Raw genomic sequence first — 17,069 nt, forward strand, 5'->3', positions numbered from 1 at the left:
GACGACGTGCGCGACGCGGAGATCCTGGTCGGCTACGACGGCTCCACCGACGCGTCGGTGGCCCTCGACTGGGCGTTGGCGGAGGCTCGGCACAGCGGCCAACCGGTGCGGCTGGCGTACGTCTTCGAGTGGTTGACAGTTGCCGGCTGGGTCGGTCCGGGCGTGGCGCCCGGGGTCTGGCCGGACGACACCGCCCGTCGGCAGGTCGACGACCTGGTCCGCAACGCGGCGGCCGACGCCGCCGCCGCGAACCCCGGCCTGACGGTCACCGGCGAGGTGTACGACGGGCCGCCGGCCCTGGTGTTGCAGGAACGCTCGGCCGAGGCGGGCCTGTTGGTGCTCGGCAGCCGGGGCCACGGTGGCTTCGGTGGTCTGCTGGCCGGGTCGACGGCGGTATCGGTGGCGGCGCACGCACACTGTCCGGTCGTGGTGGTCCGGGAGGGGACGGCCGGCGGGCCGGACGGCCCGGTGGCGGTGGGCGTGGACGGCTCGGACCCGTCGTTGGTGGCGCTCGGTTTCGCGGCCGAACGGGCCGCGCAACGGCAGGTACCGTTGCGCGTCCTGCACGCCTGGACACCGGGTCCCGGTGGGGCGGCCGGGGTCCCCGACGAGCGGGCCGCGGTGGAGCAGGCGGTGGAGCCGTGGCGGCGCACGTTCACCGAGCTGGACGTCACAGTTGACCTCGTCGCGGGCAGCCCGGCGGCGATGCTGATCGAGGCGAGCCGCGACGCGCGGCTCGTGGTGGTCGGCAGCCGGGGCCGGGGCGGCCTGGCCGGCATGCTGCTCGGCTCGGTGAGCCAGCAGCTGATCCAGCACACCCACTGCCCGGTCGCGGTGGTCCGGGAACGCTGAGGCGCACCCGGCGGCGCCCCGGGTCGAGTGCGGCCCGGGGTCAGCGCCGCTCGGACGCCGGGTCCGTCGGGTCGAGGGTGAAGAACTCCTCCTCTTCCTGTGCCAGGTGCAGGCGGAGCACGGCGTCCAACCCGTAGAGGGTGGCCAGCAGGTCGGGGACCTGGTCCGGGCGCAGCCGACCGTCGCCGGTCTGCCCGAGCTGGACGCCGAGCAGGTCGATCTGACGGCGGATCTCCACGTGCGCCCGGCTCATCGTCGAGGTTGCCTCACCGCTGCCCAGCGGCTCGGCCAGCGCGGGGTAGAGCTGCCGATCCTCGGCAGCCTCGTGCGGCAGCACCTGCTCGGTCAGACGGCGGTGCGTCTCGCGTACCGCCGGCAGGCACCTCGGCGAGGCCGGGTCGGTGGCGACCAGATCGGCGGTGTCGCGCAGCCCGGCCAGCACGTCGCGTACCGCCCGGTGTTCACCGGCGGCGCGGGCGAGCAGTTCCCGGGTACGTGGTGCGATCTCGCGGCGGCGCAGTCCACCCCGCAGGGCCCGCAACGCGTTGAGGATGACCAGCACGTCGATGCCCTCCTGGAGGAACGCGCCGACCACCGGGGGCAGCCGGCCGGCCGCCGCCGCGAGCATCGCCAGCACGGCCAGCCCCATCCCGACAGCGGCGCTCTGCACCGCGATCCGGCGGGCGTACCGGGCGATCTCCACCGCGTCGGCGAGCCGGTCCAGCCGGTCCACGGTGAGCACCGCGTCGGCCACGTCCGCCGAGGCGCTCGCCCCGGTCGCGCCCATCGCCACGCCCACGTGTGCCTCGGCCAGCGCCGGTGCGTCGTTCACCCCGTCGCCGACCATCACGGTCACCGCCCGGTCGGCCTCCAGCCGGACCCGGGCCACCTTCTCCTGCGGAGTGCAGCGGGCGAGCGTGTCATCCACTTCGACGGCCGCGGCGACCTGCGCGGCAGTGCTCGGCCGGTCCCCGGTGACCAGCACGATCCGCCGCAACCCGGCCGCGCGGAGCCGGCGCACGGTCCGGCGGGCGTCGGGGCGTACCGGGTCCTCCAGCAGGATCGCGCCGAGCGGCCCGTCGTCGTCGCTGACCCACACCGCCGACCAGCCGGCCAGCTCGGTGCGGGCCCGCGCCCGGTCCGCCCACTCGGGCAGTTCGCCGGCGAACTGACCGACACGGACCAACCGGCCGTCCACCCGGCCGCTGACCCCCCGGCCCGGTTCCTCGGTCACGTCGGTCGGCGCGGTCAGCGTGAGCCCGCGCTCCCGGGCCTGCCGGACCAGCGCGGCGGCCAGCACGTGCGGGGAGAGCTGTTCGACCGACGCCGCGAGCCGCAGCACCTCGTCCCGGTCGCCGCCGGGGGCGACGACCGTCTCGGCGGCACGCGGGCGGCCGGCGGTGAGCGTGCCGGTCTTGTCCACCAGCAGGGTGCGGGCCCGGCCGAGCAGTTCCAGCGAGCCGCCGTCGCGGACCAGCACACCGCGCCGGGCCACCCGGGACAGCCCGGAGACGATGGCGATCGGGGTGGCCAGCAGCAGCGGGCACGGGGTGGCCACCACCAGCACCGCGACGGCCCGGAGCACGTCACCGGAGAGCAGCCACGCCAGCCCGGCCAGGACCAGGGTGAACGGCACGAACGCGGCGGCGTACCGGTCGGCCAACCGGACCATCGGGGCCTTGTGAGCGGTCGCCTCCTCGGCCAGTCGGACGATCCCGGCGTACGTGCTCTGCGCCGCGTTCCTCGTCGCCCGCATCCCGAACGCGGCCCCTGCGTTCACCACGCCGCTGGCCACCGTCTCCCCCGCGGCCCGCTGGACCAGCCGCGACTCGCCGGTCACCACCGACTCGTCCAGGGTGGCCGGCTCGTCGGCGGTCCCGTCGACCGGCACCACGTCGCCGGGCCCCACGAGCAGCCGGTCCGCCGCCGCCACCCGATCCAGTGGCACCACCTCGATCGCGCCATCCGGCCCGCGTCGACGGGCGGTACGCGGGGCCCGGGCCAGCAGCGCCCGCAGGTCCCGGGTGGCGCGACGCTGCGCGTACGCCTCCAGCGAGCGTCCGGTCGCCAGCATCACCGCGATGACGGCCCCGGCCAGGTACTCCCCGACCGCGAGCGCGCCGGCCAGGGCCAGGACAGCGATCACGTCCACGCCGAAGTGCCGGTGCCACAGCGCCCGCAGCATCGACCAGGCGGCGGGAAGCAGCGCGGCCACCGTGACGGCCGCCCAGATCACCTCGGCCGCGCCGGCTCGGCCGGCGACCCGCAGCGCGGCACCGGCGAGTACCGCGACGCCGAGCCCGAGGAGCGGCGTCCACGCCCGCCACCGCCGGACGCGGCTGCGCGCCGGCTGCTGGTCGACGCACTCGGTCGACTCCGCTGCCATGTGCGCATCGTCGCAGCCCACCGCGTCGCACCGACCCCACACCGCCCTATTCGCCCGCCGTCCGACGGCCGGTGCGGGCGGACCGGTGAGCTGGTGGCCGGGCGGGCTGGGCCAGGTCGGGTGGGTCAGGCCGTCGCCGTCGTGGGCTGGCCGGGAGGGCGGGACGGCCCGGTACGACCGGGACCTACGGCCCCTGTGTCACCGCACCCGATACCCCAGGATGGAACGGCAACCCACCGCGCGGCACCGCATCGTGAGGCACGATGAGCAGAGACGGAAAGGTCGTGACCATGAGTCAGGAGAGCCAACTGACCACCGCGCTGGCGGAGGCCGCCGCCACCGCCGGCCACGCCCCCTCGGTGCACAACACCCAACCGTGGCGCTGGCGGGTGCTGCCTGACGCGCTCGAACTGCGCTCTGTCGCCGACCGACAGCTCGCCGCCTCCGACCCGGAGGGCCGGCTGCTCGCGATCAGCTGTGGCACCGCCCTGCACCACGCCCGGGTGGCGCTGGCCGCGCAGGGGTGGAGCGCCGTGGTGGAACGGCTGCCCGACCCGGACGACAGCGAGCTGCTGGCCCGGCTGACCGACCTCAGCCACACCACGGCCGACCCCGACGCCATGCACATGGTGCAGTGCATGCAGGTACGGCACACCGACCGGCGGCCGGTCAGCGACGAGCCGGTCCCGACCGCCGCTCTCGAGCAGATCACCCGCGCGGTGACCGGTGGGGGCGGCCGGTTGCAGATCCTCGACCGCGACCAGGTGCTGGAGCTGGCCGCCACGGCCGGGCACGCCGACACGGTCGAGTCCGAGGACCCGGAGCTGCGCACCGAGCTGGCGTACTGGACCAGCCGGGCTGGCTCGGGCACCGGCCTGCCGGCGGAGGTGCTGCCGGAGCAGCCCGCGCAGACCACCGTGCCGGGCCGCGACTTCGGCCGCCCCGGCAGCCTGCCCGTCGGTCCCGGCCACGACCAGGCTGCGGTGTACGCGATGCTGCACGGCGACGAGGACGAACGGGACAGCTGGTTGCGCGCGGGCGAGGCGCTCTCCGCCGGATGGTTGACCGCCACTCGGCTCGGCGTGTCGGTGGTGCCGCTCAGCGCGGTGGTGGAGGTGCCGGGCACCCGGCAGACCCTGCGTCAGCTGCTCTCCGGGATCGGCTTCCCGTACCTGGCGCTGCGGTTGGGCATCGCGGACCCGGCACACGCCGGCCCGCCACACACCCCGCGGTTGACCACCGCGCAGGTGGTCGACACCTCCGCCGTCCGCTGACGGGGGCTGGCGACGAGGGCACCGGCGTTACCATCCCCCGGTGACCAGCAGCGTGCCGCCACCTCGTCAGGACCCCTCGGCGACCCCTTCGCTCGGACTGAGCCCCCTGTCCCGGGTCCACCTCGACGAGCTTCTCCAGGAGATGCTGGACCGGGTCGGCGAGGTCGTCACCAGCCGGGAGCGGCTGCGTGCACTGCTCGACGCGGTGGTCGGCATCGGCACCAACCTCGATCTGCGCACCACCCTGCAACGCATCGTCGGGTCCGCCTGCGAACTGGTCGGGGCTCAGTACGGCGCGCTGGGCATCCTCGGCCCGGACCGGCTGCTGCACGACTTCATCGTGCACGGCATCACCCCGGAGCAGCACGCGAAGATCGGCGACCTGCCACACGGGCGGGGAGTGCTCGGCCTGCTCATCGACGAGCCCCGACCGCTGCGGATGCCGGACATCACCCAGCACCCCCGCTCCTACGGCTTCCCCGCCAACCATCCGCCGATGCACAGCTTCCTCGGCGTGCCGGTGCGCATCCGCGGCCAGGTGTTCGGCAACCTCTACCTGGCCGAGAAGCAGGGCGGCGTGCAGTTCACCGACGACGACGAGGAGATCGTCGTCGCGCTCGCCGCCGCCGCCGGCGTGGCCATCGAGAACGCCCGCCTCTACGCACTGGCACACCGGCGGGAACGGTGGCTCGCCGCCACCGCCGAGATCACTTCGGTGCTGCTCGGCGAGGTACGCCGGACCGACGCGTTGGCGCTGGTCGCCCGCCGGGCCCGCGAGGTCGCCGAGGCTGAGCTGGCCCTGGTGCTGCTCTACGACGCCGACGCCGCGCAGTTCACCGTGGAGGTGGTCGACGGCGCCGACGGGCAGGCCCAGGCGCTGGTCGGTACGGTCCTGCCGGCGGGCGACACCAGTTTCGGCGCGGCGGTCGCCGAGGGCCGACACGATCAGGTGGACGACCTCGCGCACGCCGCGCCGTGGCCGGCCCTGCTGCGCACCGGACCCGCGGTGATCTCACCCCTGGCGACCGCCGACACGCTGCACGGCGTGCTGGTCGTGGCACACCAGGCGGATCGCGGCGGCGCCCGCAGCGAGGACGACGTGGCCCTGCTGGGCAGCTTCGCCGGTCAGGCGGCCCTGGCCATGGAACGGGCGCGCGGTCAGGAGGAACGGGAACTGCTGGTGGTCCTGGAGGACCGCGAACGGATCGCCCGCGACCTGCACGACGTGGTGATCCAGCGACTCTTCGCCACCGGGCTGCAACTGCAGAGCGCCGCGCCGATGATGGGCCGCCCGGAGGTCACCAAACGGATCAACGCGGCCGTCGACGATCTGGACGCGACGATCCGTGACATCCGCCGGACCATCTTCGAGCTGCGGACGCCGATGACCGCCGCGCTGCGTACGGAGATCCGTGAGGCGATCGAGCTGGCCGCCGAGTCGTTGGGCTTCAAACCGCACCTGGAGGTGACCGGCCCGGTGGACAGCGCCGTGCCGGACACCATCCGCCCCGATATCGCCGCGGTGCTGCGCGAGGCGCTGTCCAACACGGTCCGCCACGCGCAGGCCACCCGGGTCGCCGTCGCCGTACGCGTCGACGCCGGGCGGGTGAGCGTGACGGTCACCGACGACGGGGTGGGCTGTGACCCGACCGCCGCCCGGGGTGGGCTGGTCAACCTGCGCGAACGCGCCGACCGCCTCGACGGCACCTTCACGATCCGCCCGGTCGAGCCGCACGGCACCGAGGTGAGCTGGGCCGTGCCGCTGCGCGACTGAGCGACGCGACTGAGCGACGCGACTGAGCGACGCGACTCGGGTCAGGGGGTCTTGCCGAGTAGACGGGTGGCCAGGACGGCGGCCTGGGTGCGACGCTCCAGGCCCAGTTTGGCCAGCACGCTGGAGACGTAGTTCTTCACCGTCTTCTCCGCCAGGAACATCCTGGCCGCGATCTCCCGGTTGGTGAGCCCTTCCGCCACGTACTCCAGGATTCGCCGCTCCTGATCGGTGAGCGACTTCAGCTCGCGCGGCTGCTCGACCCCGTTGCGGATGCGCTCCAGGACCCGGGTGGTGATCGCCGGGTCGAGCAACGACTGCCCGGCCGCCACCCGCCGCACCGCGTCCACCAGGTCGGTGCCCCGGATCTGCTTGAGCACGTAACCGGCGGCACCCGCCATGATCGCCGCGAACAGCGCCTCGTCGTCCTCGTACGAGGTGAGGATCAGGCCCCTGATGGACGAGTCGACCGCGCGGACGTCCCGGCACACGTCGATGCCGTTGCCGTCGGGCAGCCGCGCGTCGAGGATCGCCACGTCGGGCCGTAACGCCGGAATGAGGCGCGTCGCCTCCTGCGCGGAGCCGGACTCGCCGACCACCTCGATGTCGCCGCCGCTCTGCAGCAGGTCGGCCAGGCCACGGCGGACGACTTCGTGGTCGTCGAGGAGGAAGACGCGGATCATCCCTCGTTTCTACCCCCGTACCCGACGCACCGCACGGGCCGAAAGTCCCGACCGGGTCGGGCCGACGTCCGAGGGCGGTCGGTCCCCACCGATCGGGACGTCCGGCCCTGCTCAACGGCCGACCCGACGGTGCAGCGTGGAGGTACGCCAGCCGTCGCACCGTCAGCCGTCGGCCCGCCGGGAGAGGGGCACCGCCATGGACATCGGCTACACCGAGGCCCAGCTACGGGCCGCCGCCGTGGACGCGGTCCGGGCACCGTCGTTGCACAACACCCAGCCGTGGCGGCTGCGACTGCGCGACGGCGGCATCGAGGTGCTGGCCGACCCGACCCGCCGGCTGCCGGCGACCGACCCCAGCGGCTGGGGTGTCCGGATCGCCTGCGGCGCGGCGCTGTTCAACCTGCGGATGGCGCTGACCGTGACCGGAATCCCGGCTCGGGTACGGCTGCGGCCCGACCCGGCCGAGCCGGACCTGCTGGCCCGGCTGGTGCCGGACACCCCACGTCGCCCCTCCCCCGCCGAGCAGAGCCTCTACGCGGCCATCCCCCGCCGTTTCAGCAACCGGCTGCCGTTCTGGCCGGACCGGGTGCCGGCCGACGTCCGGTGGCGCCTGGGCGAGGCGGCTCGTGCCGAGCAGTGCTGGTTGGAGTTGCTGATCGGGGTGAGCGCGGTCTCCGCGTTCGGCGAGATCGCCCGCAGCGCACACCGGGTGCTGGAGCGGGACCCGGCGTACCGGGCGGAGAGCGAGCGGTGGCTGCGCCGGGAGCCGGCGCCGGACGGCGTACCCGCCTCGGCCGGGGGCCCGCAGGGCGAGCCGCAGGACGTCCTGCCGACGCGCGGCTTCGGTGGGCGCGACCGTGCCCCGGGACGCGACTTCGAGCCGGAACCCCTCGTCGGAGTACTCGGCTCGGTCGGCAACACGGCCGTCGACCAGGTGATCGCCGGCCAGGCCCTGCAACGGTTGCTGCTCGTCGCGACCGACGCCGGGCTCGCTGTCTCGATGCTCTCCCAACCGATCGAGGTGCCGGCGGCGCGGGAACAGCTGCGGTTGTCGCTGGGGCGGTTCGGCACGCCGCAGATGGTGCTGCGGATCGGCTACGGCCAGCCGGGCCGACCGACCCCCCGCCGCGATGTCGACGAGGTGCTCGACCTGCCGGCGGTGTCGACCTGAGCGACGGCGGAGGCGGTCACGCGGCGAGCAGCGCGGCCTCCCGGGTCGGGTCCAGTCCGATCGAGCTGCGCTGCGGTCGCCCGGCGCGCGGCGGCACCGCACCGACCTCGCGCAGCCACCGCCAGGTGTCGGCGACGGTCTCGGTCACCGGCCGGCAGGTCAACCCGGCGGCGAGGACACGGGTCACGTCCTGTTCCAGCAAACCCCGGTACGGGTGACCGATCGGCATCCAGATCGGCAGGTCGCTCCACGGCTGCACACCGGCGGCGAGGATCCGCGTCGGATCGGTCCAGCGCAGCCGGGCATCCGCACCGGTGGCAGCCACACACGCGTCGAGAAGCTCACCCATCGTGGTCTGCGCGGGACGACCGATCGCGTTGAACGTGCCGCCCAACCGTCGGGCGCCGGCGTCCAGCATCCATCCCGCCAGATCGCGGACGTCGACGTACTGCACCGGCAGGTCGGCCGGCCCGGGCGCGAGCACGTCACCGCCGCGCTCGATGCGCCGCAGCCACCAGGGCAGCCGGCCGATGTCCTCCCCCGGGCCCAGGATCAGACCGGCCCGGGCGACCAGCGCCCGGTCGCCGAACACCTCCCGTACGGCACGTTCGGCACCGGCCTTGAGCTGCGGATAGTCGCCGTCGACCGAGTCCGCGTCGGCGTCCACCACCGGGGAGTCCTCATGCAACCCGACGGTGGAGTGGTCGGTGTAGACCGACCCGCTGGACACGTACCCGTAGTGGCCGACCACGTCGGCCAGAACGCGGGCGGCGTCGCGGGCGGCGCGCGGCGCACCGTCCCAGGTGTCCACCACCAGGTCCCACCCACCGCCGGCCAGCGCCGCCAGGCCGTCCGGCGCGGTCCGGTCACCCCGCAACCGGTGTACGCCTGGCGGCACCACGCCGTGCAGCCCTCGGTTGAACACCGTCACCGACCAACCACGGCGTACGCCCTCGGTGACCATCGCGCCGCCCACGAATCCCGTACCGCCCAGCACCAGCAGCCTCATGCACGCCACCCTGCCGGCGCGGGCCGACCGATGGCACCCCGTTTCACCGGTAGCGGATCTGCCCGTGGCAGAACCGCAGGCCTCGCCCAGGATGCAGGAAAGCCGCCCAGGGGCATGGTCAACGCAGCCGCCGATTGCGAAACTGCTTCAATCTGCGTCAGCACCGGCAATCGAGGCTCTTGACGCATTTGGCAACCATGCGTGCCGTCCAGGTGACACCACGTACCCGATCGGTGGGCCCGACCGCTACCCGAGGCTGGCTCGACGTCGGCACGACCCGGACGGAGAAGGGAATGTCCAGCACACCGCTGTCCCTGCCGCAGCCATCCGCGCGGGCACCCGAGTTCGGCCGGGATGCGCTCATCGTCTGCGAGAACCTGGTGCGGATCTACCAGACCGGTTCGATCGAGGTGCAGGCGCTGCAAGGGCTGGACCTGGCCGTGCAGAGCGGTGAGCTGGTCGCCGTCGTCGGTGCCTCCGGGTCGGGCAAGTCGACGCTGCTCTCCATCCTGGCCGGCATCGACGCCCCGACCGCCGGACGGGTCCGGGTCGACAGGTGGAATCTGCTGGCGATGTCCCGCGCGGACCGGGTGGACTACCGGCGGCACACCGTCGGGTTCGTACGGCAGCAGACGGCGAGCAACCTGATCCCTTACCTGACCGCACGGGAGATGGTGGACCTGCCGATGACGGCGGCCCGCACCGCGAAGGAGGAGCGCCGGGAGCGCGCGGCCGAACTGCTGGACAGCCTCGGTGTCGCCGACTGCGCCGATCGCCGTCCCGGGCAACTCTCCGGAGGGCAGCAGATGCGGGTCGCGATCGCGGTGGCGCTGGCCAACCAGCCGCGGGTCCTGCTCGCCGACGAGCCGACCGGCGAGCTGGACGCCGCCACGTCCGCGGAGGTCTTCGGGGTGCTGCGGGACGTCAACCGGCGGTACGGCGTCACAGTTGTCGTGGTGACCCACGACCCGGCGGTCAGCAGCCAGGTCGAACGGACCGTCGCGATCCGGGATGGGCGCACCAGCAGCGAGGTGCTGCGCCGCACCACCACCGACGCGGCGGGCGGCACCCACGTGATCGCCGAGGAGTACGCCGTGATGGACCGGGCCGGGCGGGTCCAGGTGCCCCGCGAGTTCCGCCAGGCGCTGGCGCTGACCCGACGGGTCCGGCTGGCCCTGGAACCCGACCACATCACGATCCGCCCCGACTCGGGAAGCGACGAATGAGTAGCGAGCCGCTGCTGCGCGTGCGCGACGTACACCGGCGCTTCCGCACCGGGCCGACCGTCGTGCACGCCCTGCGCGGCGTGTCGTTCGACGTCGCCGCCGGTTCCATGGTGGCGCTCGTCGGCCGGTCCGGCTCGGGCAAGACCACCCTGCTCAACGTCGTCGGCGGCCTGGACCGCCCGGACGCCGGCACCGTACACGTCAACGGCACCGACGTCACCGCGCTCGACGAGGACGGCCTGTCCCTGCTGCGCCGCGAAAAGGTGTCGTACGTCTTCCAGAGCTTCGGGTTGATCCCGGTGCTGTCGGCCGCGGAGAACGTCGCCGCCCCGCTGCGGCTGGCCCGCGTCACCCCGGCCGATCGCGAGCGGCGGGTCGAGTTGCTGCTGGAACTGGTCGGTCTGGCCGACCACGCCCGGCAGCGGCCCGCCGAGCTGTCCGGCGGCCAGCAGCAGCGGGTGGCGATCGCCCGCGCGCTGGCCGCCTCGCCCCGGCTACTGCTCGCCGACGAGCCGACCGGGCAACTGGACGCCGAGACGGGCCTGTCGGTGATGGCCCTGCTACGCGGGATAGTGGAATCCGAAGGCGTCACCGTACTGGTGTCGACGCACGACGCGGTGATGATGGCCCTGGCCGACCGGGTCATCCGCATCCACGACGGGCGCCTCGACGAACAGGCGCCCGGGCAGCCGTACGAGCCCGCGCCGGACGCCGGGTGACGCGACGATGCTGAGGCTGGTCAGCCGGCGCGCCCGCGCGCAGTGGCCGTTGCTGGCAGCCCTCCTCGGGGTCGTCACCATCGGCGCGACCCTGCTGGGCACCTGCACCCTGCTGGTCACCCGCACCGCCGAGCGGGCGCTGGAGATCGCCATGGCCCGCGCCGAGCCCGCCGCCGTCGACGTGACCGTCTACACCGGCACCGTCGAGGGCCCGGACACGCCGTCCGTCGTCGCCGACACCCGCACCGGGGTGGCCTCCACGCTCACGCCGTTCCCGGTGACGACAACCGCGCGGGCGTCGACGGTGCTGCGGGCGCTGCCACCCACACTCGCCAAGGGCACCACCGTCGGGGCCCAGGCGTACCTGTCCGGGCTGGACGATCTGCCGGCCCGAGCCGAGCTGGTCACCGGGCGCTGGCCACAGCACCCCGGCGACGCGGTGCTGCTGGAGTCCACCGCCCAACTGCTCGGCCTCACCCCCGGTAGCCGGGTGCACCTCGGTGCCGAGCTGGCCCACCCGCCCGTCCCGGCCGTCGACGTGACCGTCGTCGGTGTGGTACGCCCGCTGGCGGGGCGCGGCTGGGAACGCGACCCGCTGAACGCGGCCGGCTCCGCCATCGGCTACCGGGACGGCCGCTTCATGCAGCCGGTCAACGCCTACGGCCCGTTCCTCGTGGACCTCGCCGACCTGGTCACCACCGGAGCCACCGTCGACCGGATGGAGATCACCGCCCATCCGGACCTGTCCCACGCCAACCGCCGCGACCTGGAGGCCGTGGCCGGGGGCGTCCGCGATGCCGACCGCCGGCTGGCCGGCACCCTCGGCGACCGTGTCACGCTCGCCCGTGTCGCCTCCGACCTGCCGCTGACCCTGCGGGCCGCCGACGACCAACGGCACGTCACCGCCGCCGTCGTGCTCGCCATCGCCGTCCTCGGCGGCGTCCTGACCGCGACGGCACTCGTCCTCGCCGGCCGGCTGACGGCGGGCATACGCGCCGACGAGACCGCCCTGCGGTCCGCCGTGGGCACCAGCCGTCGCCGACTCGCCGCCACCGCGACACTCGAGGCCGGGCTCGTCGCCGCCGTCGCCGCCGCGCTCGCGATACCGGCCTCGTCGGCCCTGCACGCCGGCCTGACCCACCTGCCGCCGCTGGACGACGCCGGCCTGACCGTCCGGCCGGCCATCGCCGGTGCCCAGGTCCTCGCGGTCGCCGGCGGCGCGCTGGTGCTCGCCGTTGTCCTCACCGTCCTGGCGATCCGGCCCGTCCCGGCAGCCGGCGACCGGCGCACCCGCCGCGAACTGCTGGCCCGATCCGGCGCCGACCTGATGCTCGCGGTGTTCGCCGCCGCCGGGTGGTGGCAGCTGTACGCGCAGCCCACCACCGCCGACCCACGCGCCGACGTGGTCCGGGTGCTCGCGCCGGCGCTGCTGCTCACCGCAGGCGCCGCCCTCGCGCTCCGGGTGGTACTTCCCACCCTGCGCGGCGCCGACCGGCTGGCGTACCGCGCGCGTGGGCTGGCGCTTCCACTGGCGGTCTCCGAGGCCGCCCGCCGACCCCAGGCGGTGGCCGCCGGGCTGCTCGTCGGGCTCGCCTGCGCGGCCGCAACCTTCGGCCTCGCCTTCGACACCACCTGGCACCAGTCGCAGCGCGACCAGGCCGCGCTCGCCGTCGGCACCGACCTGACACTCGCCCTCAGCACGGCGCCGGTGGCCGGAGACGGCGCGGTCGTCAGCGCGGCCACCGCGGGGGCGGTGAGTCCGGCCCTCGACCGTGGTACGGCCGTCGGTCAGTGGCTCGGCACCGCCGGCGATGCGCCGCGCCTGGTAGCCGTCGACACCACCCGCGCCGACGCGCTGCTGCGCGGTCGGCTGGACGGCGACCGCGGATGGGCGGACGTGGGTGCCGCGCTGGCACCACGCACCCGGGTCACCGGCCTCGCCGTTCCGACTGGTGCCCCGCTCGTCCTGAGTGGGACCGCCACCGGCGGCACCTCGCCCGCCGTGACGCCCCGGCTGCTACTGCAGGACGCCACCGGCCTACGCACGTCCTGCACCGGTCCCGCCGTACCGCTCGACGGCCGGGAGTTTCGGCTGCCCGCCTGCGCGACCGCTGACGGGCTGCGCCTCGTCGCGGTCGCCCTACCGGTCACCGCCGACGCGGTCGGCGGATCCGTCGCGGTAGCCGTCACGCTCACCGTGCCGCCCGCCGGGTCGGCGCAGAGGTCCACTGACGAATCGGACTGGACCGCCACGTCCGCGCCACCGGTCCCGAGCAGGTTGCGGGACCCGACCGTCATGGTGGCCGCCACGTCGACGGGAACCGCGCTGCGGATGGCCGCGACCGTCGACCTCGGCGGCGCCGAGGACGCCGCCCGGACCCTCGTCGCCACCGCCTTCCCGGACCCCGGCCCGGTGCCCGTCGCCGTGTCCGCCCGCTTTGCCAGCGAGGTCGGTGCCGACAGAGGCAGCCAGCTCAGCGTCACGGTCGGCACCACGCCCGTCCCGGTCGTCGTCACCGAGGTCGTGCCGACCGTACCGTCCGCCCCCGGCGCCGGCGCCGTCCTGGCCGACCTGGACACGCTGTCCCGCGCACGCGTCCTCACCGGTGACCTGACGTTCCCGGTCGACGCCTGGTGGGTCGGCCACCCGGCCGGTCCCGATGCCGCCGAGCGGGTCACCGCCCTGCACCTGGGGGCCGTCACGACCCGCGAGGCGGAGACCGCCCGCCTCACCGGCGGCCCGCTGGGCGCCGGGCTGCCGGCCGCGCTCCGGCTCATCGTCCCGGCCGCGGCCCTGCTGCTGCTCGCCGGCGTCGTCCTGCACGTCACCTGCGACCTACAGGTCCGCGCTGTCGAGGTGGCGCGGCTACGCGGCCTGGGGATGTCCCGGCGCGACATCCGAGCGGTGCTGCTCGGCCAGCACGTCGGCGTTCTGCTGCCCCTGCTCGCGGCGGGTGCGGCCGTCGGCGCGCTCGCCACCCGGGTCGTCGCTCCGCTGCTCGTACGCTCCGACACCGGCGCCGCGCCCGTCCCGGCCGCCCAGCCGCACTGGCCGTGGCCAGCCGAGGCCGCACTGCTCGCCGTACTGCTGGCCGGATGCCTGCTGGCGGTCGCCGTCGTGGTCACCGTCCAGGTCCGCCGGGCCGACGCCGCGCACCTGCGGGTGGCGCCGTGAACCGGTGGGCGACCCGCCGGTGGCCGGCGCCGCACTGGCCCAGCATCCGCGGCCGTGGCCGTACCGATGCCGGCCCGCTGCTGCTCACCGCCACTGTCATCGCGGCCGTCGCGCTGCTCGCCGGGGCCGTGCCGGCGCTGTTCCGCGCCGCCGCCGACGACGCCGTCCAGGACACGGTCCGCCGCGCCGGCCACGACGCGAACGTCCTCGTACACGCCGACTGGGAACGCGACGACGGCCCGACCGGCGGGCGGGTCCGGATGCCCCGCCTCGCCGACGACGTCGACGACTTCCGTACCCGGGCGACATCCGCGCTCGGACCCGACCTGGACGCCGCGCTGCTCCCGCCCGTCGCCGTCGTCAACGGCCCGATCCTCAGCATCACCGACGGCACGGTGCCGCGTACCTTCCAGTTCACCTACCTGTCCGGTGACCTCGGCGGCCCGGACGTGACCTGGATCGCCGGCAACGCGCCCGGCCCCACCGTCTCCGACCAGTACGTCGAGACCCCCTACGACGGACCGCCCTGGCCGGTGCAGATCGGCCTCTCCGAGGCGGACGCCGCCGCACTCGACCTCGGCCCCGGCGATCGAATCCCGGTCAAGGACGGCCAGGGTCGTGACAAAGACGTCCGGATCAGCGGGATCTACCGACCCGCGGACAGCGCCGACCCCGCCTGGCGACTCGCACCGGCGCTACTGCGCCCCGTGCCCGGCGCGGACGGCGAGGGGACCACGCGGTTCGCCGGCCTGCTGTCGCCCGAGTCGTTACCGGATGCCCGGCTCGCCGTCGACGAGGACCAACTGCGGCGCACCATCCACTTCGCACCCGTTCCCGACGCGCTCACCTGGGACGCCACCGCGCCGCTCGCCAGCCGGGTGGTCAAACTCAAGGCAACCTCCGGCTCATCAAGCGAACGCGACCAGTCCCTGAGGTGGGAATCGCAGCTCGACACCGCCCTGCGTGCCGCCCGTACACAGATCAGCGCCACCTCCGCGCAGGCCGCCGTCCTGCTCGCCGGGGTGCTGACCGCCACGGTACTGGTCCTGCTACTCGCCGCCGACCTGCTGGTCCGCCGCCGTGCCTCGGCGCTGAGCGCCGCCCGGCAGCGTGGCGCGGCGCTACCCGACCTCGGTGCGGAACTGATCATCGAGTCCACAGTGGTGTCCCTGTCGGCCGCCGCCGTCGGGCTCGTCCTCGCCCGCGCGGCTGCTCCCGGCGTCTCGTGGACCTGGGCCGTGCCCGTGGTCCTGGCCGGTGCCGTCGCCGGGCCGGCATTCGGCATCCTCGCCGCCGCCCGCGCCAGCCGCGACCGGCGCCAACCCGCCAACCCGGCCGCTCGGCGTTGGATCCGGGCGACCGGCCAGCTACGCCGCGCCGCCGTGGAGGCCGCTGTCCTGATCGCCGCGGTCGCCGCCTTCGTCACACTGCACCAGCGGGGGCTCCTACCCGTCGGCTCCGACGGCGACACCGGTGAGCTGACCGGCGACCTGATCCTGCCGATCAGCGCCCTCGCTCTGGGCGCGCTCGTCGGCGCGCTCGTCCTGCTCCGGCTGCTGCCTCTCGGGGCGCGAGGCGCGCTCCGCCAGGCCCTACGCTCGCGCCGCCCGCTGGCCGTGTTCGGTGCCGCCCAGGCGGCCACGACGGCCGGACGCGCGTTACCGCTGCTGGTTCTGGTCAGCACCACGGCGCTCGCGTCGTTCGCGCTCATCCTCGGCACCACCGTCACCCGGGGTCTGGCCGACGGCGCGTGGAGCACCGTCGGCGCCGACGCCCGCCTCGACGTCGGCGCCGGGGCCGCCACGCCCGCACTCGCCGAACGCATCGCCGCCGAACCCGGGGTGGGGCAGGTCGTCGTCGCGCAGGTGACCGACTCGGCACGCGTCTTCACCGAATCGACACCGCTCACCCCTCGCCTGGTCATCGTGGACGCCGCCGCGTTCCAGCGCCTGCTGGCCACCACCCCGCTGCCCGACGCGCCGGCGCTGGCCCGGCTCACGGCACCCGGTCCCGGGGACGTCCCGGCGCTGGTCCGATCGAGCGACGGCGAGCTGCGGACCGGCACTCGGCTGCAACTATCCCGAGACGACGCCCCGGCGATCCGTCTCGCCGCGGTCGGTACCGCTCCCTCCGTCGGCGGCGCCGGCGACGTCGTCATCGTGGACGCCGCGGCCCTCGCCGACGCCGGACTGCCCGCCGTTCCGAACACCGTCTGGGTGACCGGCCCCGGCGCGGCGCGGGCCGTGTCGAACAGCGGCGTCGCCGCCGACGTCGTGCTGCGCGCGGACGCCCTGCGGGCGCAGCGAGTGGCTCCGCTGACCGCAGGGCTACTACGGCTGGCGTGGACGGCCGCCGCGGTGCTGCTGGCGCTGGGGCTGCTCGGCCTCGCGCTCGCCGCCGCCGCAGGTGCGTCGGAACGGTGGCAGACCCTGACCCGGCTGCGGACCCTCGGCCTGCGGCCACGCGACGTCCGCTGGGTCGCCGCCGGAGAGCTGCTGCCGCCGGTAGTGGTCGCCGCGGTGTGCGGTCCGCTACTCGGGGTCCTGCTCGCACGCCTGACGCTCGGCCCACTCGACCTGTGGCTGCTCACCGGCCAAGCCGTCGAACCGGCGGCGGTCCTGCCGTGGTGGCTGCTCGGCCTGGTGAGCGTGGCGCTGCTGGCGGCGGCCGCCACCGTCGTACCTGTCGAGTCGGCGCTGCGGCGACGCGACCGGCTGAGCGAGGTACTCCGCGCCGGTGAGTGACCGGCTGCTGGCAGGTGGGAAGCCGAAAAAGCCGAGGCCCGCTACCGGATAACCGGTAA

The 17,069-nt window shown here is 74.9% G+C and carries 11 protein-coding genes; 8 read left to right on the forward strand and 3 right to left on the reverse strand.

From position 1 onward, the window contains the following. Positions 1–6: 6 nt before the first annotated feature. Positions 7–852: a universal stress protein gene (locus tag ABGB10_RS26085; protein ID WP_347663600.1), complete on the forward strand. Its 846-nt coding sequence runs from the start codon at positions 7–9 to the stop codon at positions 850–852. A 40-nt stretch (positions 853–892) separates the two neighbouring features. On the opposite strand, the gene ABGB10_RS26090 is transcribed toward ABGB10_RS26085, so the two are convergent. After that, positions 893–3,238, reverse strand: a complete 2,346-nt coding sequence (locus tag ABGB10_RS26090; RefSeq protein ID WP_347663602.1) for a heavy metal translocating P-type ATPase — start codon at positions 3,236–3,238, stop codon at positions 893–895. Between the two features lie 263 nt (positions 3,239–3,501). On the opposite strand from ABGB10_RS26090, the gene ABGB10_RS26095 reads away from it, so the two are divergent. Continuing rightward, positions 3,502–4,512, forward strand: a complete 1,011-nt coding sequence (locus ABGB10_RS26095; RefSeq protein WP_347663603.1) for a nitroreductase — start codon at positions 3,502–3,504, stop codon at positions 4,510–4,512. 97 nt (positions 4,513–4,609) lie between these two features. Next, positions 4,610–6,286, forward strand: coding sequence for a GAF domain-containing sensor histidine kinase (locus tag ABGB10_RS26100; protein ID WP_347663678.1), 1,677 nt, complete (start codon positions 4,610–4,612; stop codon positions 6,284–6,286). Positions 6,287–6,327: 41 nt separating this feature from the next. Here ABGB10_RS26100 and ABGB10_RS26105 read toward each other — a convergent pair whose 3' ends face one another. Next, positions 6,328–6,966: a response regulator transcription factor gene (locus ABGB10_RS26105; protein WP_347663604.1), complete on the reverse strand. Its 639-nt coding sequence runs from the start codon at positions 6,964–6,966 to the stop codon at positions 6,328–6,330. Positions 6,967–7,162: 196 nt separating this feature from the next. Here ABGB10_RS26105 and ABGB10_RS26110 point away from each other — a divergent pair, with 196 nt between their 5' ends. Next, positions 7,163–8,137, forward strand: coding sequence for a nitroreductase (locus ABGB10_RS26110; protein ID WP_347663679.1), 975 nt, complete (start codon positions 7,163–7,165; stop codon positions 8,135–8,137). A 16-nt stretch (positions 8,138–8,153) separates the two neighbouring features. On the opposite strand, the gene ABGB10_RS26115 is transcribed toward ABGB10_RS26110, so the two are convergent. Beyond that, a complete protein-coding gene (locus ABGB10_RS26115; protein WP_347663606.1) occupies positions 8,154–9,146 on the reverse strand; it encodes an NAD-dependent epimerase/dehydratase family protein in 993 nt (330 codons plus the stop codon). Between the two features lie 293 nt (positions 9,147–9,439). On the opposite strand from ABGB10_RS26115, the gene ABGB10_RS26120 reads away from it, so the two are divergent. Genes ABGB10_RS26120 through ABGB10_RS26135 form a run of 4 tightly spaced genes read left to right on the forward strand, consistent with a single transcriptional unit; the run spans position 9,440 to position 17,010 of the window. Beyond that, the gene (locus ABGB10_RS26120) at positions 9,440–10,372 is read left to right on the forward strand and encodes an ABC transporter ATP-binding protein (protein ID WP_347663607.1); all 933 of its coding nucleotides are present in this window, start codon (positions 9,440–9,442) and stop codon (positions 10,370–10,372) included. Then, entirely contained in the window at positions 10,369–11,091 is a 723-nt protein-coding gene (locus ABGB10_RS26125) for an ABC transporter ATP-binding protein (protein WP_347663608.1), read from the forward strand. The genes ABGB10_RS26120 and ABGB10_RS26125 overlap by 4 nt, the downstream gene beginning before the upstream one ends. 7 nt (positions 11,092–11,098) lie before the next feature. Next, positions 11,099–14,266 (forward strand): FtsX-like permease family protein, encoded by a 3,168-nt coding sequence (locus ABGB10_RS26130; protein ID WP_347663610.1) that lies wholly within the window; start codon positions 11,099–11,101, stop codon positions 14,264–14,266. Continuing rightward, positions 14,263–17,010 (forward strand): FtsX-like permease family protein, encoded by a 2,748-nt coding sequence (locus ABGB10_RS26135; RefSeq protein WP_347663611.1) that lies wholly within the window; start codon positions 14,263–14,265, stop codon positions 17,008–17,010. Before ABGB10_RS26130 ends, ABGB10_RS26135 begins: the two co-directional genes overlap by 4 nt. Positions 17,011–17,069 lie beyond the last annotated feature (59 nt).

Origin of the sequence: Micromonospora sp. B9E7, assembly GCF_039871815.1 — a bacterium.
Classification (GTDB): Bacteria; Actinomycetota; Actinomycetes; order Mycobacteriales; family Micromonosporaceae; genus Micromonospora.